Consider the following 23,936-nt stretch of genomic DNA (forward strand, 5'->3'; position numbering starts at 1 on the left):
TAGTCCACTGGAACACGAGCCGGAGGCAGGTAAGATTGAAGGGCCTGACCCCGGAGGAGTTCCGGAATCAGGCCCTTGCGGCCTAGTCGCTATTTAGGGCGTCCAAGATTTGGGGCGCAGTTCAGTGAGGCGGGCCGTTTTCGTTTGAGCAATCATGCAGCGACGTGATGGGGCAAATTAATCCACGCGCTTGTCGCCCATAAAGAAGAGCGCCACCGTACCAGGTCCGGTATGCGAGCCAATCAGAGTACCGATGTCATTGATCTCAATCTTGCCTTTAAGCTGCGGAACCTGTTCCTCAATCAGCGCCGCAACTGCCTCGGCATCCTCGCGGCACGCCGAGTGCGACATGATGCACTTACCCGAATAATCCGCACCGTCCAGCACGTGTGCCATCATGGTCTTAGCCATCTCGGAAATCGCTCGCTTCTTAGTGCGAATCTTCTCACGTGGCGACAGCTTACCTTCGCAATCGACCGTCATAAGCGGGCAAATCTTGAGCGCCGTGCCGATGATCGCGCTCGCGGCCGAAATGCGACCGCCGCGCAGGTAGCTCGACAGATCGGTCGAGAAGAACCAGTGGTGCAGGTTGAGTTTATGCTCCTCAATCCAAGCGGCCGTCTCGTCGAGTGAAGCCCCGCTATCGCGCACGTCGGCGGCATATTCCAGCAACAGACCAAAGCCCGAAGACGCCCCCAGCGAATCGATGACGCGCACCTTGCCGCCCTGGGGATAGCGATCCGCGAGCATCTGCGCCGCGACGCAGGCCGATCCATACGTGCCCGAAATACCCGACGACAACGTCAGGTGCAGCACGTCTTTACCCTCGGCAACAAACGGCTCCCAAAACTCCTCGTACTCGCCCACGCTCACCTGAGACGTCTTGGGCATGGCGCCCGCGGCAATCTGGGCAAAAAACTCGTCCGGCGTAATCGACTGATACAGATCGTTCGTATAGACAACATCGTCGATCTCGTAATGAAAATACGCGACGGGAATATTGCGCGATTCAAAGAACTCACGGGTTCGGTCGGCGGCGGATTCACAGGTCAGGACAAAATCACTCATATGAGGCTCCTTACTCATTGCTGCGCAAATTATCGCACAGTGAGCCTACATGCGGTACATATGTCCACTATTTACCAAATCGAACCAAAAATAGTGAACATCTTTACCACCATCGTCTCCACCGGCCCCACGCATAAATATCTGAAAAAACACCCTCTGTCGTCTCCACCCAACCGCCATATCTACCTCAACTAAATCGATTTACCAAACCGTTCAGCCGACAATTCAGCCGCTGGCGCAAAATCGAAACAAAAGCGGCGCATACTGGTAAACGTTTGACGCTGTTTATCAGTTTTACCAGCCCCATCGGAAGGTGTTTCATGGTCGCATTCGATCGCAACCCGCAAGACTTCAAGTATCTGCGCCTGCTTTCGAGACAGTTCCCCACCGAACAATCCGCGTTTACCGAGATCATCAATCTCTCGGCCATCCTCAACCTGCCCAAAGGCACCGAGCATTTTATGAGCGACGTGCATGGCGAGTACGAAGCCTTTATGCACATCCTCAACAACTGCTCGGGCGTCGTGCGCGAACATGTCGACGAGATCTTTGGCGACACGCTCTCCTTTGACGAAAAGGGCGAGCTGTGCACGCTCATCTACTACCCGCGCGAGAAGATCGACCTGGTCCACAGCCGGCACGAGGACTCGCCAACCTGGTACAAGACGATGCTTGACCAGCTCATCATGGTCGCTCGCTCACTTTCAAGCCGCTACACGCGCTCCAAGGTGCGTAAGGCCATCCCGCGCGACTACGCCTACATAATCGACGAGTTGTTGCACACGCACCCGGACGAGAACAACTATCGCGTGCGCTATCACGAGCGCATCGTGGAGTCCATCCTGGAGACCGCCAGCGCCGACGACTTTATCGAGTCGTTCGCTTCGCTCATCAAGCGCCTGGCCGTCGACCACCTGCACCTGGTGGGCGACATCTTCGACCGCGGCGGCGGCGCGGCCAAGATTATGGACCGTCTGCTCACCTACCATTCACTCGACATCCAGTGGGGCAACCACGACCTGCTGTGGATGGGCGCTGCGGCCGGTGAGCCCGCCTGCATCGCCACGGTACTGCGCAACAACCTGCGCTACGACAACTACGAGATCCTGGAGAACGACTACGGCATCTCGCTGCGTGAGCTTGTCGCCTTTGCCGATGCCACCTACACCGCCGGTGAGTCCATCACCCCGTTGATCAAGGCCATCAACGTGCTGCTCTTTAAGCTCGAGGGCCAGATTATCCAGCGCCACCCCGAGTTCGATATGACCGACCGCCTGTTACTCGACAAGATCGATCACGACACCGGCACGGTCACGCTCGCCGACGGCAGCGTGTGGCCACTCACGACCAACGACTTCCCCACTGTCGATCCAGCGGACCCCTATACGCTCACGCCCCAGGAGCAGCACATCATCGACAAGCTCGTGTCCGAGTTTGTCACCGCCGATCACCTGCATCGCCATATCGATTTCCTCTATTCCCACGGCTCGATGTACAAGGTCGCCAACGGCAACCTGCTGTTCCATGGCTGCGTGCCGCTCAACGAAGACGGCACCTTCAGCAGCATGAACTGCCTGGGCACCTGGCACGCTGGCCGCGATTATCTCGATTTTTGCGACCACATCGCCCGCCGCGCGTGGCGCGTGGGCGACCGCGATGCCCTCGACTGGATGTGGTACCTGTGGATTGGCTTCAATTCACCCGCCAGCGGACGCCTGGTGCGTACCTTTGAGCGCGCCTATATCGCCGATAAGAGCACCTGGGTCGAGCCGATGGACCCGTACTTTACGCTTACCAAGTCGCCCTCGGTCTGCGATGATATCATGCGCGAGTTTGGCGTCGCGCCCATGGCATGCTCGCCGACCGGCCACATCATCAACGGCCACACGCCCGTTAAAACCACCAAGGGCGAGCAGCCCATCCGCGCCGAGGGCAAGCTGCTGGTCATCGATGGCGGCTTCTGCCGCGCTTACCATCCCAAGACGGGTATCGCCGGCTATACGCTCATCTCGAGCTCGCGCGGCTGCCGCCTCAAGTCGCACCGGGCCTTTACGACGGTTGCCGAGGCACTCACGCGCAACGTGGACATCGAAAGCGAGACCAACCGTTTTGACCAAGCGGATCGTCGCCGCATGGTGAGCGACACCGATACTGGCGCCAAGATTCGCAGCCAGATCCAGGATCTGCGCCAGCTGCTCGATGCATATAGAAACGGTGCTATCGAGGAGCGCGTCTAGCCCCACCCGCGGGGATTGGCTAAACTTGCTGAGTTTGTCATCCCCACGGCGTCCCCGCGCCACCCTAAGGCAGGTACCATGCAAAAGCTCCTTGCGCAGATCATGAAATTTGGCGTCGTCGGTGTCATTGCCACGGTTATCGACTTTGGCATTATGAATCTGCTCCACTACGGTCTCGGCCTCAACATCCTAATCGCCAACACCAGCGGCTTTATCATCTCACTCATCTTTAACTACCTCGCAAGCATGAAGTACGTGTTTGCGCACAAGGAAGGCATGAGCCGCCGCCGCGAGTTCATTATCTTTGTCGTGCTGTCCGTGATCGGCCTGGCACTCAACGACGGTATCGTGCTGGCACTCAACGCCGGTCTGGGGCTCGAAGCCAATATCGCCAAGATCTGCGCCACCGCGCTTGTCATGGTCTACAACTTTGTGACCCGAAAAATCTTCCTGGAGGGCGACGAGACCAAGTAACTCGGCCTCCTCGTTGCACTACGGCGCCCACGGACGACGCGCACTCAGCGCAGTATCGTCCGTGGGCGCCGCTCGTTTACGGGCAAATTTTCAACGTTGGCGGATTAGCACTTGAAAATTTGGCGAGTTCGTATAGTTCTTGGCAAAGACCTTACGTTTCCCTTGCAAAAGCTCTAAAGTATCCTCTGCTCGATTCATCAACGCATTGGATGTGATTACGTGCGCAAGGCACTGGCACAACCTCATACCAAGCAGTTCCTCAAGTTCGCTGTCGTAGGTCTCATCTCCTTTGGCATCGACTGGGGCATGCTTATTGCGCTCGTCGAGCTGTTCCACCTCGACTTTTTGATGAGCACGACGGTCTCGTTTACCACGTCCGTCGTGGTTAACTACTGGCTCAGCATGAAGTACGTGTTCGACCATCGCGAGGGCATGAGCCGCAAGCGCGAGTTCACGATCTTCACCATCCTGTCGGTGATTGGTCTGGGTCTCAACGACCTGTACATGTTTGTGGGCGTCACGTTTTTGAGCATCGGCTACCAGGCCATGAAGGCCATCGCAACGTTCCTCGTCACCTGGTACAACTACTTCAGCCGCCGCTTCTTCCTCGAGGGTGCACGGTCGTAGTCAATCACTATTTGCTTGAATGTATAACCGGTTGGAATTCCCATTCCAACCGGTTTTTTGTTTGCCGAGAGACCCGGCGGCCCAGTCCCATTCGCATGAAAAACGGGCGGCCCGGATGTTTGTCCGGACCGCCCGTCTGGCGCGCTATGTCGAGGCCTCTAGCCTGTCACGTAATACCAAACCACGTTGTCGCCGTTGGAGAGAACGTAGTTGCTGCACGCCGTCATGGGCGATGTGCCGTTGACGGAGTACATCCAGCCGCTCGTGCCGCCGTGCTGTTTCTCGGCCAAACCGCCAATCGCGGAAACGTACGTGCCGTACGACGAGCCATGCGCGTTGACAGAAAGGCCCAGCGCACACAGGGCATCGTAAACGGTGGCGCCTTCGTTAAAGGTAAAGGTGCCGCCAGAGGACACAGGATTGCCCACAGCGCTCGATGTGACCGAAACCGTCACCGTAACGTAGCTGGACTCCTGTGAGCCGCTTTGGCTGCCCGAGGAGGCGTTTCCACCATTAGAGGACGAGGCTCCATCAGACGACTGGCCACCGCCCGAAGAAGCACCGCCAGACGCATTGGAAGTATCACCGGCTCCCGTATTTTGGGCAGCGGATTTATCGCCAGACTTCTTGCCGCCCCGGTCCTCGGACTTCTTGCTATCCGAGTTTTTGTCCGATTCCTTGTTTGAAGACTCGGAATCGTCCTTGGCGTCGTTCGAACCCTTGGGCTCGTCTTTTGCATCATTCGAAGATTTGGAATCCTTGGAACTGGCCTCGCCCGAAGCGGCAGACGAGCCAGACCCCTTGGTGTCCTTGGCGACGACGCTCTCCCCCGTCACGGTCTGAACGATCCAGTCAATGGACCAGGCGCCGCTCTCGGAAGGATGGACGAAGCCCAGCGAGACGACGATCAGAATGGTGCACGCGGCAGCAAGAACGCCAAGGAGCGCCTTGCGACGAGAGGCGGACGCCGCCGAAGCGGCGCCCTTTTGCTTTGGATCATCGAGCTGGATAAACGAGGAGTCGGGCTGTTGCCCGCTGGTCTCCTTGGGCTTATCGGGCATTACCGTCACCCTTGCCGCGCTTGGTCAGCACGAAGACGGCGATGAGCGCGAGGCCAATCACGCCGGCGGCGATGCCAACGATGGCGAGCGGATTGGTGCCAGTCTCCTGCTCGGAAGCACTAGAGGACTTCTTAGCAGTGGTCGTGGAAACAGCACCCGTATCGGACTTGGAATCGGACTTCTTGTCGGACTTCTTGTCGGACTTGCCGTCCTTCCTGTCAGACTTCCTGTCAGACTTCTTGTCAGACTTCTTCTCGTCCTTCTTATCGGACTTATCGGAGTCCTTCTTGTCGGACTTGTTGTCCCTGGTCTCGGTCTTGGTCGACACCGTCGTCTTGGTCACCGGCTTCTGGCCCGGGGCAATAGCGCCGCCCTTCGAGCCGGAGCCAGAACCAGCGCCAGCGCCAGTGCCGGAACCAGTACCGGTACTAGAACCGCCGCCGCCATTCGAACCAACGCCGCCATTGCCGCCATTGGAGCCTGAACCGCCATTACCGCCAGGGTTAACGGCATTCTTGGTCCACTTGGCATACAACGTCAGGTCGGCCGTCACCGGCGTACTGAAGTCGTACGCCTGCGTGCAAGGCTCATCGGTATACCAACCGCCGAAAGTGTAGCCATCGCGCATCGGATCGGCCGGCTTGACCAGCTTGCCATCGGCCGTAGCAACAAACTTAGTGTCGCAAGCAGACCCGCCGTTGGAGTTAAAGGCAACCGTCCAAGACTCGACAGCTCCAAGTTTAAACAGCGTGCCCGAATCATTAATGTAGTAGAGATTGCCAGAAGCATCGGCAATGACCGGAGAGTCACAGTACTGGTAATGGCCAGCCGCATCATAAATCTGCGTCGCCTCTGCATCGCCGAGCGTATAGCGATACACCCCACCACCAGCAGAGTAGCTGACGTAGTCCTTGCTATCCGCGCTATTAACGGTGAAGTACACATAGGTTTTGCCGCCCTGAACACTCACCAGCGGAGTAGCAGCAATACCGTTAAATCCGGCCGGTAGTTCTTTACCGTCAGCAGCGGTGACCATCGTGGTCTTACCGGTCTTCAGATTATAGAGAACCAGAGCAGATCCAGTAGCCGTCTGCCCACCGACAATCAAGTTGTCGCCAGACACCGCCGGGGCGCTCATGTTATTCGTAAGACCCAGGTCGACCGTCTTCTGCTCGCTCAGCACGCCCTTCGCCGAAAGCGAAATCACATGGAGCTTTCCGTCGTGCGTCATCTGATAGAAGGTCGAGCCATTGGACGGATCGGCGACGCAGTCAGCGTTCGCAAGGGCGCCGAGCTTCATGGTCGAAACGACATCACCCGTTGCCTTATCAATGCACTTAAGCGTACCTGCGCTCGTGGGGACGATGGCGTACTTATCCGTCAGGGCAGCGCCAGTCCAATAATAGCCCTCGGAAGGGTCAATGTTTTGCCAAGAGACTTCGCCCGTGGCAATCTTGATACGCTTCAGGGAGCCGTTGCCGTAGGTCGCGTTGTAGTTCTCGTCATACGAAATATCGACCGTACCAACATAGACGTACTCGCCGTCCGAAACCACGGTGCAGGAGCTCTGCGTCAAGTCCGTCAAACCAGGCGTCAGCCACTTGCAGATCAGCTTGTCCGCAGTAATCGCCTGGACCGCACCGCCGTTGAGCGGAACGATGATAAGGCCGTTGGTATAGATCGGACGAGAGGTATAGCTCACCTTGGAGGCAAGCGGCGCAGAGGCAACCTTTTTGCCCGTGGACGAATCGATCTTAATGAGCTCGTTCTCGGTCGCGATGTACACAAAACCGTTAGCAATGACAGGCTCGCTGCAGTTGGCATACTGCTGGCCAGACTCGGCCTTCCAATCGAAGGCCCACTTAAGACCGGCGGCCTGCGCAGGCGTCTTGGCATCCGTTACGGTCGAACCGTTGCCACTGTTGCCGTAGCCGGCCCACTCGGAATCCCAATCAGGAGTCGTCGCACTCGGGTCCACGACAATCTTGTCGGGATCGGGCATGGCCGAATCGTCGGTGGTATAGGCAAGCGTAACCTTATCGTCGCTCTTGAGCGTAATCTGATTGGCGCAGAGTAAGGAGGGCTCTCCATTGATATACAGGTGCCAATATTTATTGGTCGCAGCATCCCAGCCATACGGCTTGTGATCGAACGGCGAAGTAATGGAATTCAGGAACCAATATGCACCGCTCTGGGAGGCGTTGTACTTAACGCCCTTCGCCTTCAGAACCGTCTCAATAAGGTCCTGGGCCGTAGAGCCTTCGGGCAGGGAAACATTGCTTGCCGAGCCCCAGCGAGTATTGTTGCCGTTGACATCGGGGCCGATAACATCGACGGACCCAAGAACCTGACCGGGGAGGGCATCGGCGTCAGCACCATACATAAAGGTGACGGCGTCACCCTCCTGGAGCTTGTAGGCACCGGCGCCAACGTCGGCGAACTTGCCATTTACGTAGAAGCGCCAATAGCTATTGGTCGCAGCATCCCAGCCATAGGACTTACCATCGAACGGCGAAGTAATGCCGTTGAGGAACCAGCCCCAAGACGATTCGCTAGCATCGAGAGTGAGGCCGGTCTGCTCAAGGAGATCCTTGGCAGTGGAGCCTGCCTTGAGGCTCGTCTGACCCGTCGAAGCCCAAACCTGTTGCTTGCCGTCCTTGTCCTTACCGAGGACCTGAACGGAAGCATGGACGGAATCAGAGGGCAACTGGTCGCCCCAGCCACCGTAGAACCACGTAACGGTATCGCCAGCATGAATGGTGACATTGTCTGCCGTGTAGTCGCTCGACTTGCCGTTGATGAACAGCTGCCAATAGGTCGAATAATCGAGCGGCGTACCCAGCTCAACGCCGTTGTACTTAAGGCTCAGAATGAAGGAGCCCGCAGCAACGGCGTCGATGTCATTCGCCTCGAGCGCGACCTTCGTAAGGTCAAGTGCGCTCGAGCCGGACGTCACCACATACTGCGCGTTATCGACCCAAGTCTGAGTCTTGCCCTGGGCATCGCGACCAATGACGGTCACATTTGCGGCAACCTGGTCCTTAACGACAGGGGACGCGCTACCAGCCGTATAGGCAAACTCAATCTTCTGCCCCTGGGTGAGCTTGACGCTGCTCGCGCCAACCGAGGAAGACGCGCCGTCGACGAACAGCTGCCAGAAGGCATAAGTCGTCGGGTCGTAGGCAAGCGTGCGGCCATCGCTCGGGGATGTGATGCTTTTGAGGTAGAAACCGTATGCCGTGTTCGGTTCGTACTTCGCCTTGAAGCCCGTCTTCTCCTGCAGCTTAATGAAGGCATCCGCAGCCGTCGCGCCCTCGTCGAGCTTGAGCTGCGTAGGTGCCACCCAGGTCTGAGCCTTGCCGTCAGCATCGGTGCCGATAATCGAGAACGAGACCTCAACCTGCTTCTTGGCGACATCGCCGGTTTCTGTCGGGTTCTCTGTCTGAACGGCAGCCGCGGCGGCAGGTCCCGCTTGGCCAGCGGATGCCGTCGAAGACTGCTCGCTCGTGGCAGGGCTCTCCCCCGTCGCCGAGCCTTCGTCGCCAGTTGCTGCCTCTGTTATGGCTGCACTAGCTGCAGGCGCGCCCTCGGAATCCGAAACCTCGGCCTTGCCCTGGTCGGCAGCACCGTCCGCGGCCCCCGTGCCCTCACTCGGCGTCGCAGTCTGAGCCACAGCCTCGGCAATGCCCTCGGCGCCCTCGGCCCACAGCTGAGCCGGTGTGGTGCCAAAGGCCATCGCGAAGGCCAGGAATGCCACCAGGCCGCGCTTGGCTACGCCGCGCGCAATTGCGCCACGGCGATGCGAGACGCGCTGGCGCTCGTCCTCAAACATATCCATTTGTCTCCTACTGTCTGTACTTGGAGCGTTGCCTTGAGACTGCCCCACGTCATCGCGCATGTTGCGCTCGAGTTCCCCCATCGGGGTCCCCCTTCCCTCCAGAGCCCTATGCACACCGGCGGCAAAAGCCGCAGCCGCATGCAAGACGGGAGGCGATCCGACTTAACCTTAACGACTCGGGCACGTCGTCCGATCTGCGACGCGAGCATCCCGAGCCAAGAGGAATTACGGTTACTGGTACAGCCGGGGACTTGCACCCCGATTCTCCCAAACGCGCAGGAAAACCGCGCATTCGTGCGTCTCCGCACCACCATCTAGGCCATCGATTAATACCGTCAATATGCTATCACGCAAAAGGGCCTCGCACGCAGGCGAAGCCCAAGGTAAAAGCTATTGTTTGCGATAGGAAAATGCGGTGACGGTCGCAGACTCTAGTGCTTGCCGCCGTGGCTGTTGAGCCAGATATTGCGGCCCAGCATAAGTGCCAGCACCAGCGCGCTCACGTAGCCCATAAAGCCAATGACCGGGATACCAAACACAACCGGCTCGATGCGCGCGTAGTACACCACCGACGAACCGATAAACAGACCGGCGATAACGATAGCCATCGACATGCGGTCGATAATCCCACCCAGCTGTCGCAGCGCCTTATCGCTGCTCATGATCTGCGTGTTCACCTTAAGCTGGCCGCGTGTGAGCATACGCGAAGCCAGGCCCAGATACTCAGCCGCCTCGAGTGAGCCCTTCGCCGCGCGATAACTGCTCGCCGCAAAGTCGCGACTCATATCGCGCACGCGCGCATAGGTGCTCTTCTCGTTTTTGATGTGTGCCTGAATGATCTGGATCATGTTGACGTCGGGCATGTACTCGGTCAGCAGGCCCTCGAGCGTCACCATGCCGCGGGCGAACATCGTCACCACGCTCGGCAGCTCAACGTCATTTTTGCGCGCGAGGTTTAACAGCGAGGTCAAAAACTCGCCGATATCTAGGTCCTTAAGGTCAAGGCCCGCAAAGTCAGCCACGATAAAGTCCAAATCGGACAAAAACGCTGAATGATCGAGCTCGGCCGAGTCGCCACGCGTCACGGCGAAGCGCATGAGCGAATCCTTGAGCTTGGGCACGTCGCCCTCGGCCACGGCGAAAATCATGTCCTTGACGATACCGCGGTCGTGGCTCGACATGCGTCCGACCATACCCAAGTCGATAAAGTAAACGATGCCGTCCTTGAGGATGATGTTTCCCGCATGCGGGTCAGCATGGAAAAAGCCGTCATCGAGCACCTGCGTCGAGTAGTCCTCGACAATCGCGGCACCGATCTTTTCCAAGTCATAGCCCTCGGCCACCAAGCGTTCAGGATCGGCGATCGAAATGCCGTCGACGTAGTCCATAACCACCACGTGTTCGGTGCACAGGTCCAGATAGGATTTAGGGCACGTCACGCCATGAACGCTCTTATGGAACTCGTAGAAGTCGTTGAGGTTTTTGGCCTCGGCCAAAAAGTTGGTCTCCTCGCGAAACGAGGTCCACAGCTCCTCGACCACGCCGTGCAGGTCAACGAATTGATCGGTGTTGACGAACTTGGAAACGATACGCACCACCGAGCGGATGATATCGATGTCCTGCGCCATAACCTGCTGCGCACCGGGGCGCTGCACCTTGACGGCCACATCCTCGCCCGTCACCAGACGAGCGCGGTGCACCTGCGCGAGCGATGCGCTACCAAGCGGGTTGGGGTCGATCGCATCGAACATCTCCCCCAGGCGCAGGCCGTATTCTTCTTCCAGACAACTGAGTACGACCTCGTACGGCACAGGCTCCACGTCGGAGCGCAGACGACGCAGCTCGTCGCAAAAGCGTTGCGGCAGAATCTCGGACCGGTTGGCCAGAATCTGCCCCATCTTGACGAACATAGGGCCGAGTTCCTCGAGCAGGCGGCGCAAACGAACCGGCGTGAGGTTATCCCACACGCGGTACTTTTTGACCAGGCGAACAATCTGCCCGATGCGTTCGCGACGACCCGCCGGCGTGAGCTGGTATTCCTCGTCCGGCGCCATCGCGTCGGGCTCCTCGGGCACCATATCGACAGCGCGCGGCTTCTTGCGAGCGCCCGAGACGGCGGCGTCGACCTCATCGACAACCGCCGCCTCGTCACCCAGAGGATCTAGATTGTTGTAATCGGTGGTGGAATCTGCCATCTGCGCTGCTACTCGGCCTCTTCGGTATCCTTCGCATCGTCGGGCTCAACGGACTCAACGGGCACCGAGGTCACGTTGTCCTCGACCGAATCGACGATGTCGCGCACATGGGCCAAGAAGGCCGTGCGCTCGGGGGCGGTCATGACGCGGACACGGGCAAGGATAAGCTCGTCGAGCACGCGCTGGGCCGCGGTCTCGCCCTGCGTACCCAAGCGCTCGGTCAGATCGGAGATGGTAACGCCGGCCTGCTCGAACATATCGGACACACTGCGGGCGATATCGGGGGTGGCGGTGTCCTTGCGGACCTGCTCGCCTTTGGTGTTAAGGTCGTCGAGGACCTTCTTGCCGCCTTCGACAGCAACGGCGGCAGCGCCAAAGCCGACGTTGATGGCGCCGTTAACAAGCTGATCGAGTTTCATAACCATGGTTGTCTCCAATCACAAACAACTGCATTGGCGTTCTTGTACCCAAGATTGAGTGAAAGCGACAAAGCGTTTTAGCGCTATTCGATCGACGGGAAATCCCTACCTCACGTTGTCGTTCATCGCGAAAGAGTTCTTCATGGCGCAGCTCGTGGTGTAGAGCACCTTGCCCAGTAGAGCATCGGTCTCTACGCGAACACGCTCGGCAAAGGCCTCATTGGCGCGTGCAAGCTCGGCAGGCACCTCGGCCTCGGGCAGAGCAGCTACGGCAGCATCGACGTCATGGATCTGCTTGTGGCCCATGCTACCGACCTTCTCCTGATAGTCCTCCACAGCGCGGCCGCACTCATGGAAACGGACGTCAGCCAGCGCGCCGATCAGGCGGTTGGCCCAGTAGAAGTTTTCGGACGTCACGCGAGCCTGCGTGTCGGCATAGTACTCGGGCATGGTCTCGACGTTGGCGTACAGCGGAACCAGCGCGTTAAACGAGTTGGAGCCAAACGCCATCCACTGCACGGCGCGATAGGCTGGCTGCGCATAGGGGCGCAGCTGCAACACGGCGAGCTGGCTGTTGCGGTTGATGCCGATGGGGCGATAGGCGCCACGCGTAGCGGGCGTGCCCTTGCTGCCGTAGCAGTCGTACTCCGTGCCCTGGTAGTGGCTCGAGAGTACGTACTTGATGTCCTCGATGGTCACCTTACGCTCGGGCACGCGGCTCCAGGGGATATCGTCGCTCTCGGGCGTGTAGTCGGCGTCGGGGCCGTCCCACACATCGCTGGGGTTGAGGCAGCGCTGCATGTACCAGGCGCGCGGCGTGTTGTAGACGTGGTCGCTGTCGCTGTGCGAGCCAAAGGCCTCGCGCGGGTTAAAGACCGTCGCCGGGCCGTCGCCCTCGACGCCCAGCGTCAGGTCCAGATGCCACTCGGCCATCCAGGCGCGCAGGTCGGCGGAGCACATGTGGTCGGCCTGGGCGCCCTCAGCGTCATCCAGGTCAAAGCTGTCGATACCCAGTTGGTTGGGCATGGTCACATAGGCGTCATCGGGCACACGCTTGGCAATCCAGTGGTGGCCGCCGATGGTCTCGAGCCACCAGATCTCGTCCACATCACTAAAGGCGATGCCGTTGTTCTCGTAGGTGCCGTAGCGCTCGAGCAGGTCGCCCAGGATACGAACGCCGTCGCGAGCGGACTTGGCGTACGGCAGGACAAGGGTCACCATGTCCTCCTCACCCAAGCCACCAGGCTGCGCCGGCACATAGCCGTCCTCACCCTCGTTACCCTTGGCGGGCACGTAGTCCACGAGCGGGTCGGCGCCGCGAACGCGCTCATTGGTGGTGAGCGTCTCGGTTGCGGACATGCCCACATTGAGCTCGTTGAAACCGGCCTCGGCCCAGATGCCGTGGCCCGGGACAACATCGGGGACGCACGTGTAGCGCATGGGGTTATCGGGCAGTTCAACGGTCAGGTGGCTCAGGACGCTCGTGTAGACGTGCGGCTGCTCGTCGGGATGCACCACGCGCATACGCTTGGGCTCAAACACCCCGTTGGACGAGTCCTCGTTACGCGCGACCAGGGTCGACCCGTCGTAGCTCGCGTTCTTACCGACCAAAATCGTTGTGCACGGCATGCGCATCCTCCTTGAGCGAAGAAATCAAACGGCAACAGTGTATCGCTTCGGCGCAGAAAGGGCGAAACCACGGCCTCGGCAGCCCCCGTGGTCAAAAAATGCCAAATATGAGTACTGTCACCAATTTAGTGGCAGCAAATTTCCCTGTAACGAGTGCCGAAAATCCCCATTTGCCCAAAAGCAAGACAACGTTATTCCCCATAAGTTCAATAAAATAGGCTTCCTAACGATAATGGATACCGTTAGGAAGCCAAAAAGACGTAAGACATATGTGACTATCTTGGCAACAGTACTCATATTTGGCATTGTTTGACCACGTGGTATATAGCTAACCCCCTCAAACAGCCCAAAACGCCTATTTCGATGCGCGCTCCGCCGCCTCAATCACGTGTTTGGCGAGAATCGCGGTGGTCACAGCTCCCACGCCGCCCGGCACAGGCGTGATGGTGTCAACAACCGGCTCTGCAGCATCAAAATCAACGTCCCCGACCAACTTGCCAGCGGCCTCGTCCCAATTAATGCCAACATCGATGATTGTCTGGCCCTCGCGAACCGCGTCCACACCAATCGTGTGCGCGCGCCCAACGGCCGCAACCACAATATCAGCCGCACGGCACTCGGCAGCAAGGTCGCGCGTATGCGTATGGCACGTCGTCACGGTGGCATTGCGCGCCGTAAGCATGGCGGCAACGGGACGCCCGATCACCAGCGAGCGCCCGACCATAGCAACCTTAGCTCCATCCAGCTCAACGCCGTAATGATCCAGCAAAGCAAGCACAGCTTCGGCTGTGCAGGGGGCAAAACCCTCGCCGCGCCCCGAAAGCGTGGTGAGCAGCGAAGCCGGCGTCATGGAGTCAACATCCTTGGCGGGATCGAGCGCTGCGGCGACGGCGTTCTCGTCAAGGCCGGCGGGCAGCGGGCGGAACATCAGACAGCCATGAACAGCCGAATCGGCATTGATGTCCTCGATAGCCGTCAACAGCTCGTCCTGCGAAACATCGGCGGAAAGCAAAACACGACGAGCCTCAATCCCCACTTTTTCGCAGCGCTTGAGCGCACCGCGCTCGTAGGATAGGTCGTCCTCGCGTTCACCTACACGCACGATAGCCAACGTCGGAACAACGCCCCGCTCGCGCAGGGCTGCGCAGCGAGCAGCAAGTTCCTCAGTCAAAGCGCGAGCAACGGGAGCACCCTTCAGCAGCTCGGCCATGGCTATCCCCTCTTCCTGGCGGCATCGGCGGCACGGCGCGCCAGCGCATCGGCGCGCGGCAGCCACGTATCCAGCAGCTCATCGCACGCCGCCTCAAGCTCCTCAGCGCGTGCCCGATCTTTCATAGACGTAGTGTTGGCAAAGAGCGTCAGGCTCGCGCCCTGCATGGCGGCGCGGCAGAATACGGCGCCGCACGCCACGTCGGACAGCAGCTGTCGGGAGCCCTTGTCCGCCATGTCCTCGAGCAGCGCCAGCGCGCGCCCGCAGGCATCCATAATGCGATACGGTGGCATGGCGGCCACATGCAGCGCATCCTGAATCGCGGTCGCTCGAGCCGGATCGTCACGCGGAATACCGTACGCCGCGGACACCTGCCCGTAGGCACGAACGTCCTCGGCAACCAGACCCACAAGTTCCTGCGCCAACTCATCCGCCTGGGCAAACGCGCGCGTCAGATCGTCTGCGCGATCGGCAAGCGCGGGGTTTGTCGCCCCATAGCGGGCAACCATTCCGCAAAGCGAGGCGCCCAGCGCACCTACAAAGGCGCTCGCGCTGCCACCACCGGGAACCGGCTCGCGCGCGGCCAGCGCCTCGGCAAACCCGCGGCAGGTCTTGTCCATCATCTCTTGGCTCATACGCACGCACCTTCAAGTCACATACATCGGTCGGGTGGCAACCACCGACCGACCGCATCGATCACATATTGGTGCTAAGTCTAGCCCATAAGTACTCGAGCGTCAGCGCACCTGGCCATCGCGGATTTCTATGGCACACGATAGACCATGCCAACGCAAACATGGGACACATGGCTCACCTTTCGGGACTTGCGGACGTCACAAACTGGGACATATCTATAAACAAGGAACCTATTGGGGCAATGCCCGCGTACACGCGCCCCTTTAAAACACCGGGCGCCCAACCCCGGGGAGGGCCGACAGCATCGGCTCTCCCCTCTTTTGGACCCGCGCATATTGCCACTTGTCGGCGCAATTCCAGCCCCCAGAATGGGACACATGGCCCACCCTAGCGAGCCGTCCACGCGTACAGTAAAGGCAGGTAATCCGTGGGCGGTTACAGATCGAGGAGGACACGACCATGAAAAAGAAGGCCTTTGCGATTCTCACCCTCTGCATAAGCCTCTTTGCCGCAGTTGCCCTGGTGGGCTGCGGTGGCAGCGGCGGCGCTACCGGAAGTGGCGGTGGCGGTGGAGCAGAAAAGCCAGCCGTGGATATGAGGACTGACTTCATTTGGTTTAAAGTCGAGGTGCCCGAGGGCGTCGAAATCACGGACGTCGCAGGCGATACCGCCGACAGGGCCCAGTTTAAGTTCACCGAGAGCGAGCATGCCAGCGACCGCTTCATCCCTGTCTTCGATCCTGACAAGAACGCCGATGAACTGTTCGACTACGAGGCAAAGTGGAAGGCCAACTCCGGATGGACCGAGAGCGATCCCGTTAAGTACAACGGCAAGACCTGGCGCAGCGCCTACTTTACGCACTCGGGCGGCGTAACGACCGAATACTTCACCGACGTTGACGGCGGCAGTGTGTACGTGCGTATCGACAACGTCGAGGAACACAAGAACGCCGTCGAGACCATGATGAAGTCTCTGGAATATGCCGACGACATCGCCGAGGCCAAGACCGAGGCCATGGACGTCAAGCTCGACGATATCGAGATCAAGCGCTAAGCGACTGGCAAGCGCAACAGAAAACACGGTCGCAGTGCAAACAAGCGACGGTACCCCAGCGCTTCGTACCCAGGGAGGGCCGGTAAACCGACCCTCCCTTTCTTATGCCTGTAGCCGACGAACGCGAGGATGCCGGACGTCGGAACCGCCCCAAATGTGGCAACAGTACGAAAACGACAAACGCCCCAACACGTCCGCCCGCCGATTTATTGTGCCGCGCAGACAATTAAACCAGCATCTTTAAACATCTGAGCAGTATAGTGACCAAAACTATCGCATAACCGCACTCTGCGAATGGAGAAGTTATGACCGAACATCACGCCATCAGCCGCCGAGCATTTACGTTGGGCCTTGGACTCGCGGCGTTGTCGCCACTTGCAAGCCTGCCCGAAACCGCCATGCTGGGCATTAGCCCGCGGGCAGCCTTTGCGGACAGCACGGCCGGGCCAGCAGTCAGCCTCGACAATTTCGTCATTCGCCTTCGCCCCGCGGGCTATTTTCGTACCGCAAGCGTTAACGAAGACGGCAACGTCATCGGCAACGTCTGCCATCTGTTTAATGACGGCACGTCCAGCAAGCTCATCCTTGAGAACGTAACGACCAAGAATGACGATACAAACTGGTATGCTATCCGCACCTTGCTCAATTTCGAAGAGCATAAAAAGACGGGCTACAGCATTTGGTCGGTCGATGGCGACTCGGACAAAGACGGAAAGGTCATCCACGTATGGAGTGGCGAGCATGACGGCAAGCCCAGCCGCTCTTTTGCGTTCGAGCGTCAATCAAACGGAACCTATATCATCCGAGACCGCACGGTCGAGAAAGAAACCGAGAAAAAAGACATTAAGTACCTGGCAATAGAATCGAACGGCGAAGACCAGGACAACAATAAGATCTGCCATAAGAGTAAGAGTAAGAGCATTCCGTGGGAGCTCGAACTTATCGGTTACGACATGAAAAAGAACGATGCCACGGTTAGCAGCCTCGACTGGATTACGTACAGCAGCTACGTCGACGGACCATGTTGGATGAAATACGTCGAGGACAACAAGTTCCTCGACGAGCTGAGCATCCCGGGCACGCACGATTCGGGCACCTGCAGCGTGGACAACGACACTGAGCCCCAATCCTCGCAAGTAAAATGCCAGCAGGATTACATTCCCACGCAGTTGCTCGAAGGCATTCGCTATTTTGATATCCGGCTCGGAAAGGGCGACAACCCTGGCATCTGCCACGGGGATTTCTACCTATTCAAAAAAGACGGGGACTATCTGCATCTCTCCGATGTCATCGGGTACTTTAAAACGTTTTTGAGCGAAAACCCGAGAGAAGCGCTTATCATGCTCGCATCGCGCGGCAACGACGAGGCTACCGATGACAGTGTTACGACGGCTTTCGCCAAGGTTTTGGACGACAACCCCAAACTGTTCTATACGTCGAGCCGCGTTCCCACACTGGGCGAGGTGCGCGGAAAGATCGTCCTGCTACGTCGATTTGGACTCGACGGCGACAGCGTAAGCGGCCACACGTGGGGACTCGACCTCACCGAATGGGATAACAAAATCGCAGCGCACACCGACAGCAGTTCCATGTGCCTCGTCCAAGACGCGCGGGGCTTTGAAGCCGCGGGGGAAACAGGCGACAAAGAGCCCTATTGCACCAAGGTATACGCCCAGGACAAGTACAAACTCACGGGAACCGACAAGCTCAGCTGGGTCGATAATGCGCTGAAGGAAACGACCGGGCGCACGCGCAACGAGGTAGATGTCGAGGACGATAACGGGGCCAAGGAGAAAGTCCTGGAGCGTTGCTGGTCTATCAACTACACCAGCTGCACGGGCTTGTCGCACGGAGGCAATCCTTTTACCTCGGCACGAGTAGTCAACGAGCATCTGTATAAGAGCCCGTACATCAATCCCAGCGGCATCGAGGATACAAAGTCAGATTACCTCAAGCACATTGGCATCATCGCATCCGACTTTGTTGATGCGGCGCTGGCCCGGAGCATCTACCAGCGCAATTACGATACGGAGCACAAGCAGACAGCTTCGTGCTACCTCCCAGCCCGCATGCACATGACATATGGCGACTCGCTGAGCGACGCCTCGCTCCAGGACGGCAAGACCGTTGGCGAGGGTCATTTCCGCCTCGTCGACAGCAGCAACGTACTCAACGTGGCGGCTTCGGGCCATGCGTTTGCCATCGAATATGTGGATGTCGACGCCCTAGGCAATGAGACCGTTATAGGGCTGCAGGGCTCTGTGCCCATCGATATCGATCCGCGCGTGCTGACGCCCCATTTTGAGGGACTCGAAGGCCTTAAGGCCGGCGAGGACGTGCGCGCCAAGATTGCGGCATCACTCGAGGGCAAGCTCGAAACCGATGCCTGCACGGCCCAGCTCGAGTTTGTGCACGACGCGAACGGCGCTCCGGGCACAGCAATGGCCGAGGGCGAAACATTTGCCGCAGGAACGTACTGGGTGCGCGTGAACGGTCTCTTGGGCGACGCGGCGCAGAACTACACGCTCGCCAGCGACGGAGCCGCAAACTTTACCGTAGCGGCCTCGGACAGTGCAGGCGGCACCGGCAGCGGCACGGGTTCCAGCGCAGGCAGCGCTGATAAGAATGGTAAGGGCAACAAGGGCAAGGGCTCGGGCGGAAAACTCGCCGACACGGGCGACGGCTCCGGCATTGCCGCCGGGCTCGCCGCTGCCGCCATGGCGACAACGGTCGCAGGTGCAGCAATGCTTGCCAGTGACCGCGAAGACAGCGAAGGCGCTAGCGAATAGACAAGCCGGCCTTTTAGACACATCGACTCAATCGGGGGCGCAGAATACCGTTCTGCGCCCCCGATTTTTACCTTAGCCCGAACACCGCTATCGGCTACATCACCATGTTCAGCGCGTTAACAAACTCCTGGGCCTTCGCACGGCTGCTCAGGCTAAAGACGCAAGCGGTCAACAGACGATTGCGCAGAAAAACATCGCGGCCTTTGATTCCATTGACGCCCGTAATGTCCTTAAGGTAGACAATCTCGGTGTGCCTGCCGCCAAAAGTGCCCTTCTTGAGCACCTCGATACGATTGGGGTAGATCTTAACGTCTTTAAAGCTACCCGAACCTTTGTCCTGGAATAGCAGCGTGTTGTTGTCCATACGCGTCACTCCCGTGGGGTTCGCTAAAACTGCCTCTATGGTCACATTTTAGTCGCCGCAAACCCTTTTCGCGGTCGTGCGCAGAGCACCAAAATCGTGTCCGCACGAGCAAATAAACTAATACAACAAGGAATATAAGCCGTTATCCAAAGATGGCACCACAAAACAAAGGGTTAGTAATATCTAAGATTTAAGTCTTAAACCCTTAGAAAGTGCTAATATATAGTTATTGAAAGAGGCTAAGATGCAGAGACGCGAATTGATCCGCATCCTCGAAGAAGCCGGCTTCATCTCGAAAGGAGGCACTAATCACGAGAAGTTCGTCAAAGGAGATAAACTCGTGCTCGTGAAACGCCACCGAGAGATTGAGGATCAAATTGCCAAAAGAATCCTAAGGCAGGCAGGACTTCGATAGCTCATCCTCATCACATTTCGCATCGCTTTTTAGGGGAGGTCTTACATGGTTTACGTATGGGAATTTGAGTTCTTTGATTCGGACGGCATGGTCGATGCCGTGCCATGTGGCTCGCTGGGCGGAGGAGGAACGTTTGGCTCCGACCTAAACGACGCTGTCGAAAGCGCCGCTGATTTTCTCGCATGCATGGTCGATGACCACCTAATGGGCGGCGTCGACCTGCCTGCGCCGGACTTCGGACATGAGCCGCGACACGGCGGCAAGATTATCGCCGTAGCCGTCAGCCGCGAACTCAACGATATCCCCGCCGTCACCGCAGCGGATGCCGCGCGCGTGCTTGGCGTTAGCTCGGCAAGAGTATCGCAATTGATAAATGCTGGACTGTTGGATTCATGGAAGGATGGCACCAAGCGTATGGTGTCCAAAGCTTCCATCGAGGCACGACTCGCCGACGCTCCAAAGGCAGGGCGCCCAAAAGAGGTCTCTATTGTTGTATAAGGCGAGGATACTGCGCACTTTTATTCCACACGACGTTTTCAGCCTGGCTTAAACAAGTTCAATAGCAGAATACAAATCCAGCCATCGTGTCTAGTTACGAAAGGTTTTTTCCTTTTCTGCGGCAAACTCTTCCTCGGTAAGTACTCCACTATCACGCAGCGTTGCAAGTCTCTCAAGCCTTGCAACTACATCACCACTATCCGCCAGCGTCTCAATAGTCTGTGAAATCTGCGGATACTGCTCGAGCTCCTTCGATAGGGCATCGACTATCTCGGCAATATTCTTTGCATTTTTGCCCCCGTTTAATACGTTTGTCCTGACCTTAGATGATGAGTTGACAGTAACGCCAGATCCGCCTTCAACTGGAACAACCGAAATACTGATATTTTCACCCCAGGACCAAAGGCTCATACCAATCTCAGCTGCAACTGTTCTTGTTGTGGGCGATGCGCTATCAACTTTTACTTTAGGCAGCTTTTCCATAGCTGCCTTCAAGGCATTAAACGTGTCGTCAGGAGAATACGGCACCTGAATCTGAAGCTGCTGATCCGCAAAACCCATAATCCGGCCTCCGCTTCTACAAGATTAAGGCTATCGGCAATGTTAGCACGTTCCCAGCACTTTTAAATTCATCTAATGACCTTGTGATGCAGCCCAACACCCCAGCACTACTCCCCTACTTCCCAAATAGCGCACCCAGCAGACCGCGGCGTTTGGGCTTCTCCTCTCGGTAGGAACCCTCGGCTGCGGCCGCCACCTGTCGCGGCTGCTCGCCGCCTCCACGGCGTACGATCTGGTATAGGAACGGCGATTTAACGTATTTGACCTCGATGGGCGTGGCGTGCACGGTGCTTTCGCTCGACAGCATCACGTTGGGATTGAGCGGTGCCACCACATGCGTCTCGCGCTTGTCACTAAACACCACCGCAGCCGCGCGGCCCGTCTGGCCGTTCACGGCGATGCGCACCTGTTCGCCATCGCGACTATCCGAGGCAGGACGATCGACAAAGTACACCGGCACCATAACCAAGCCGTCCTTGTGCTTGCGGGCCTTGCGCGCCCACGTGCGGATGCTCTTTTTATTGAACCCCAGCACCGCCTCGGCGTCGTTGCCCGCAACGTCGAGCGCCAACTTATCAATAACCACCTGGTCCTTGGTAGACGCATCGACGGAGACAACGCGGAAGTCGCCTTCCTGCATGGCGGGATCGAACGGCCCAACCTTGGCAAAGTCCCACGGCTCCAAAATGCCCATGAGGCGAACGTCCAGGTAGTTTGCCCTGGGGTATGCCCAGTCGAGCACCTCGTAGTACACCAGGGTTTCCTTGCTCAGGCCCTTGCCCGGGAAGCTCGCCATCATGCGCAGGTCCGCGAGCGCCATGGGGAAGTAGAAGAGCATCATGTCGTTTTGGATCGCGTCTTCCACGTCGTGCCCGGCAAAGGCGTCGGGGTACTGACGCACCAGCTGCAGCGCGTTGGCACGTGCCTGCTGCGGCGAGATTTCGAAGGGAATACCCTGCTCGGGCACATACTCCGCACCAACGCCCATGGTCAGGCGCTTGCTGAAGGTGCCGGGTTTAAGCAGGTCGGCAACGCCGATCTTATTGCCGCAGGACGGGCACTCAAACACGCGCTGGGTCGATGACCCCTCAAAGGACGCTCCGCAGAAGGGGCAAGGAATGCTCACATGCGTGGCCTCTTGGAACTCCTGCGCCGTGCCGCGATCCTCCCACAGCAGATGTTCCAGGACCGACTGATTGCGCCAGTGCGAATTGAAGAAATACCAGTCCGGGTCCTCCGGGCGCTCGAGTTGCGACACATGCGTGAGCTTGAGCAGTCCATCCACCACCGTCAACGGCGTATGGCGAATGCCCAAAGCGCTCTTGGGCTCTCCGGCGTCCGCCTGCCACGGAATGACCGCACCGCAATAGGCGCACTCAAAGCTGCGCTTAGCCTGGTGCGAGTACATAGGGCCGCCGCAGTTTTGACATTTAATGGCAAACATCTCGTCCATGGAAACGTCCTCCTTTGCACAGGGGCTGTCGACATTAAGTATGTCGAGCAAACAGGCACATGCCCATACCCATGTGGCCCAAAATGGACCACCCAGGCAGACGAGAAGGCTCGCTCGTTAGCGCCGGCAGACTATTGCTGCATTTTCTGAGCATCGGTGCACGGCGCTCCCGCGCGAGCTACACTATCCCCTTAAACATGATTGTGAGGACGACCGCTATGCTATTTGTAAATCGGCTGGTACATACGCTTGTTCCCGGCAGCGAGGACGAGCCGGTCGATGCATCTTGCCGCACCAACGCGGGTTTTGCCGCAAGCCTCATCTGCATTGGCCTCAACATCACCCTGTGCCTGGCCAAGGGCATCGCGGGCCTGCTCGCCGGTTCCGTCTCCCTCATCGCCGACGCTTTCAACAACCTCTCCGATGCCTCGAGCAACATCGTGAGCCTGCTCGGGTTCCGCCTTGCCAGCCGCCCGGCAGACGAGGGCCACCCTTACGGCCACGGCCGCTACGAGTACCTGGCTGGTCTGTTTGTCGCCGTCCTGGTTTGTGCCGTCGGCATCAACCTAATCCTCGAGTCGGTCACCAAGATCATCAAGCCCTCGCCCACCGTGTATTCGGCGCTCTCCATGGCTGCCCTTGTTCTGTCCATGCTCGTCAAATTCTGGATGGCAGCGTTCAACCGCACGCTGGGCGATCGCATCGACTCCGAAACGCTCATCGCCACGGCGCAGGACTCCAAAAACGACGTCATCACCTCGGGCTCGGTCTTGGTGGCGGCGCTTATTTCGCAGACGACCGGCTTTGATCTCGATGGCTGGGCAGGCCTGGGTGTGGGCATCTTCATCTGCATCAGCGGCCTGGGCCTGGTGCGCGACGCCATCAGCCCGTTGCTGGGGCAAGCGCCCGACCCCAAGCTCGTCCAGGCAATCCGCGACAAGATCATGTCCTATCCGCAGGTCTTGGGCACACACGACCTCATGGTGCACGACTACGGCCCCGGTCGTCAGTTTGCCAGCGCCCACGTGGAGATGCCCGGCGAGGGCGACGCGTTTGAGCACCACGAGATTCTGGACACCATCGAACACGACATCAAACGCCAGATGGGCATTGACATTACGCTGCACTGCGACCCCATTGCAACAACCGGTGACGACCTGCGCGGCTGGGTAAAGCGCGGCGTAGCGCAGATCGACCCCACGCTTTCCATCCACGACCTGCACGAGCACGACGGGTTCGTTTCGTTTGATCTAGTGCGTCCCGACGGCTTTGACATATCCGACGAGGAGCTGCTGGAGCTCGTCACGCGCATCGTGCACGAGCGCCGGCCCGATGCCTCGTGCGTCGTTACGTTTGACTCGGGCTTTAGCTCGCCCGACCGTCCGGCAGAGCAGCTGTAGCCCGCTTAA

General features: G+C 58.4%; 20 protein-coding genes. 9 read left to right on the plus strand and 11 right to left on the minus strand.

What is annotated here, in order from left to right:
• The coding region (locus RX395_RS06155; protein ID WP_316366319.1) for an IS3 family transposase at positions 1-86 on the plus strand (86 nt) is incomplete at its 5' end.
• 91 nt (positions 87-177) lie between these two features.
• Here the strand turns inward: RX395_RS06155 and RX395_RS06160 are convergent.
• Positions 178-1,068, minus strand: coding sequence for a DegV family protein (locus RX395_RS06160; protein ID WP_316366268.1), 891 nt, complete (start codon positions 1,066-1,068; stop codon positions 178-180).
• Positions 1,069-1,388: 320 nt separating this feature from the next.
• Here RX395_RS06160 and RX395_RS06165 point away from each other — a divergent pair, with 320 nt between their 5' ends.
• The 3 genes from RX395_RS06165 (at position 1,389) to RX395_RS06175 (ending at position 4,406) form a co-directional block, all read left to right on the plus strand.
• Positions 1,389-3,305 (plus strand): fructose-1,6-bisphosphatase, encoded by a 1,917-nt coding sequence (locus RX395_RS06165; RefSeq protein WP_316366269.1) that lies wholly within the window; start codon positions 1,389-1,391, stop codon positions 3,303-3,305.
• 78 nt (positions 3,306-3,383) lie between these two features.
• Complete coding sequence (locus RX395_RS06170) at positions 3,384-3,779, plus strand: GtrA family protein (RefSeq protein ID WP_271746517.1); 396 nt, start codon at positions 3,384-3,386, stop codon at positions 3,777-3,779.
• A gap of 219 nt (positions 3,780-3,998) precedes the next feature.
• Complete coding sequence (locus RX395_RS06175; protein WP_055250894.1) at positions 3,999-4,406, plus strand: GtrA family protein; 408 nt, start codon at positions 3,999-4,001, stop codon at positions 4,404-4,406.
• Between the two features lie 158 nt (positions 4,407-4,564).
• Here RX395_RS06175 and RX395_RS06180 read toward each other — a convergent pair whose 3' ends face one another.
• The 7 genes from RX395_RS06180 to RX395_RS06210 all read right to left on the minus strand — a co-directional run bounded on the left by RX395_RS06180 (position 4,565) and on the right by RX395_RS06210 (position 15,393).
• On the minus strand, positions 4,565-5,467 hold the full coding sequence (locus tag RX395_RS06180) for a DUF4430 domain-containing protein (RefSeq protein WP_316366272.1): 903 nt from the start codon (positions 5,465-5,467) through the stop codon (positions 4,565-4,567).
• Positions 5,457-9,305: a DUF4430 domain-containing protein gene (locus RX395_RS06185; RefSeq protein WP_316366274.1), complete on the minus strand. Its 3,849-nt coding sequence runs from the start codon at positions 9,303-9,305 to the stop codon at positions 5,457-5,459. The genes RX395_RS06180 and RX395_RS06185 overlap by 11 nt, the downstream gene beginning before the upstream one ends.
• Positions 9,306-9,736: 431 nt before the next feature.
• Positions 9,737-11,500: an ABC1 kinase family protein gene (locus RX395_RS06190; protein ID WP_161116159.1), complete on the minus strand. Its 1,764-nt coding sequence runs from the start codon at positions 11,498-11,500 to the stop codon at positions 9,737-9,739.
• Between the two features lie 8 nt (positions 11,501-11,508).
• Positions 11,509-11,925 (minus strand): hypothetical protein, encoded by a 417-nt coding sequence (locus tag RX395_RS06195; RefSeq protein ID WP_316366277.1) that lies wholly within the window; start codon positions 11,923-11,925, stop codon positions 11,509-11,511.
• 99 nt (positions 11,926-12,024) lie between these two features.
• Complete coding sequence (locus RX395_RS06200; RefSeq protein WP_316366279.1) at positions 12,025-13,548, minus strand: C69 family dipeptidase; 1,524 nt, start codon at positions 13,546-13,548, stop codon at positions 12,025-12,027.
• Positions 13,549-13,903: 355 nt separating this feature from the next.
• The gene (locus RX395_RS06205; protein ID WP_316366281.1) at positions 13,904-14,758 is read right to left on the minus strand and encodes a bifunctional 5,10-methylenetetrahydrofolate dehydrogenase/5,10-methenyltetrahydrofolate cyclohydrolase; all 855 of its coding nucleotides are present in this window, start codon (positions 14,756-14,758) and stop codon (positions 13,904-13,906) included.
• A gap of 2 nt (positions 14,759-14,760) precedes the next feature.
• Positions 14,761-15,393: a cyclodeaminase/cyclohydrolase family protein gene (locus tag RX395_RS06210; RefSeq protein WP_196025216.1), complete on the minus strand. Its 633-nt coding sequence runs from the start codon at positions 15,391-15,393 to the stop codon at positions 14,761-14,763.
• Between the two features lie 460 nt (positions 15,394-15,853).
• Here RX395_RS06210 and RX395_RS06215 point away from each other — a divergent pair, with 460 nt between their 5' ends.
• Both RX395_RS06215 and RX395_RS06220 read left to right on the plus strand, forming a co-directional pair.
• On the plus strand, positions 15,854-16,447 hold the full coding sequence (locus RX395_RS06215; RefSeq protein WP_316366282.1) for a hypothetical protein: 594 nt from the start codon (positions 15,854-15,856) through the stop codon (positions 16,445-16,447).
• 305 nt (positions 16,448-16,752) lie between these two features.
• A complete protein-coding gene (locus RX395_RS06220) occupies positions 16,753-19,236 on the plus strand; it encodes a phosphatidylinositol-specific phospholipase C (protein ID WP_316366283.1) in 2,484 nt (827 codons plus the stop codon).
• Positions 19,237-19,330: 94 nt separating this feature from the next.
• On the opposite strand, the gene RX395_RS06225 is transcribed toward RX395_RS06220, so the two are convergent.
• Positions 19,331-19,600 (minus strand): hypothetical protein, encoded by a 270-nt coding sequence (locus RX395_RS06225; RefSeq protein ID WP_316366285.1) that lies wholly within the window; start codon positions 19,598-19,600, stop codon positions 19,331-19,333.
• 244 nt (positions 19,601-19,844) lie between these two features.
• Between RX395_RS06225 and RX395_RS06230 the strand changes: the two genes are divergently transcribed.
• Both RX395_RS06230 and RX395_RS06235 read left to right on the plus strand, forming a co-directional pair.
• Positions 19,845-20,015: a type II toxin-antitoxin system HicA family toxin gene (locus tag RX395_RS06230; protein WP_084591772.1), complete on the plus strand. Its 171-nt coding sequence runs from the start codon at positions 19,845-19,847 to the stop codon at positions 20,013-20,015.
• A 45-nt stretch (positions 20,016-20,060) separates the two neighbouring features.
• On the plus strand, positions 20,061-20,513 hold the full coding sequence (locus tag RX395_RS06235; RefSeq protein WP_316366287.1) for a helix-turn-helix domain-containing protein: 453 nt from the start codon (positions 20,061-20,063) through the stop codon (positions 20,511-20,513).
• Between the two features lie 90 nt (positions 20,514-20,603).
• Here the strand turns inward: RX395_RS06235 and RX395_RS06240 are convergent, their stop codons facing one another.
• Together RX395_RS06240 and RX395_RS06245 are read right to left on the minus strand one after the other, a co-directional pair.
• The gene (locus RX395_RS06240; RefSeq protein WP_316366289.1) at positions 20,604-21,074 is read right to left on the minus strand and encodes an SHOCT domain-containing protein; all 471 of its coding nucleotides are present in this window, start codon (positions 21,072-21,074) and stop codon (positions 20,604-20,606) included.
• 115 nt (positions 21,075-21,189) lie between these two features.
• Positions 21,190-22,527: a TFIIB-type zinc ribbon-containing protein gene (locus RX395_RS06245; RefSeq protein ID WP_316366290.1), complete on the minus strand. Its 1,338-nt coding sequence runs from the start codon at positions 22,525-22,527 to the stop codon at positions 21,190-21,192.
• Between the two features lie 218 nt (positions 22,528-22,745).
• Here RX395_RS06245 and RX395_RS06250 point away from each other — a divergent pair, with 218 nt between their 5' ends.
• Positions 22,746-23,927, plus strand: coding sequence for a cation diffusion facilitator family transporter (locus RX395_RS06250; protein ID WP_316366291.1), 1,182 nt, complete (start codon positions 22,746-22,748; stop codon positions 23,925-23,927).
• Positions 23,928-23,936: the final 9 nt, after the last annotated feature.

This window comes from Collinsella aerofaciens (genome assembly GCF_032584215.1).
Taxonomy (GTDB): domain Bacteria; phylum Actinomycetota; class Coriobacteriia; order Coriobacteriales; family Coriobacteriaceae; genus Collinsella.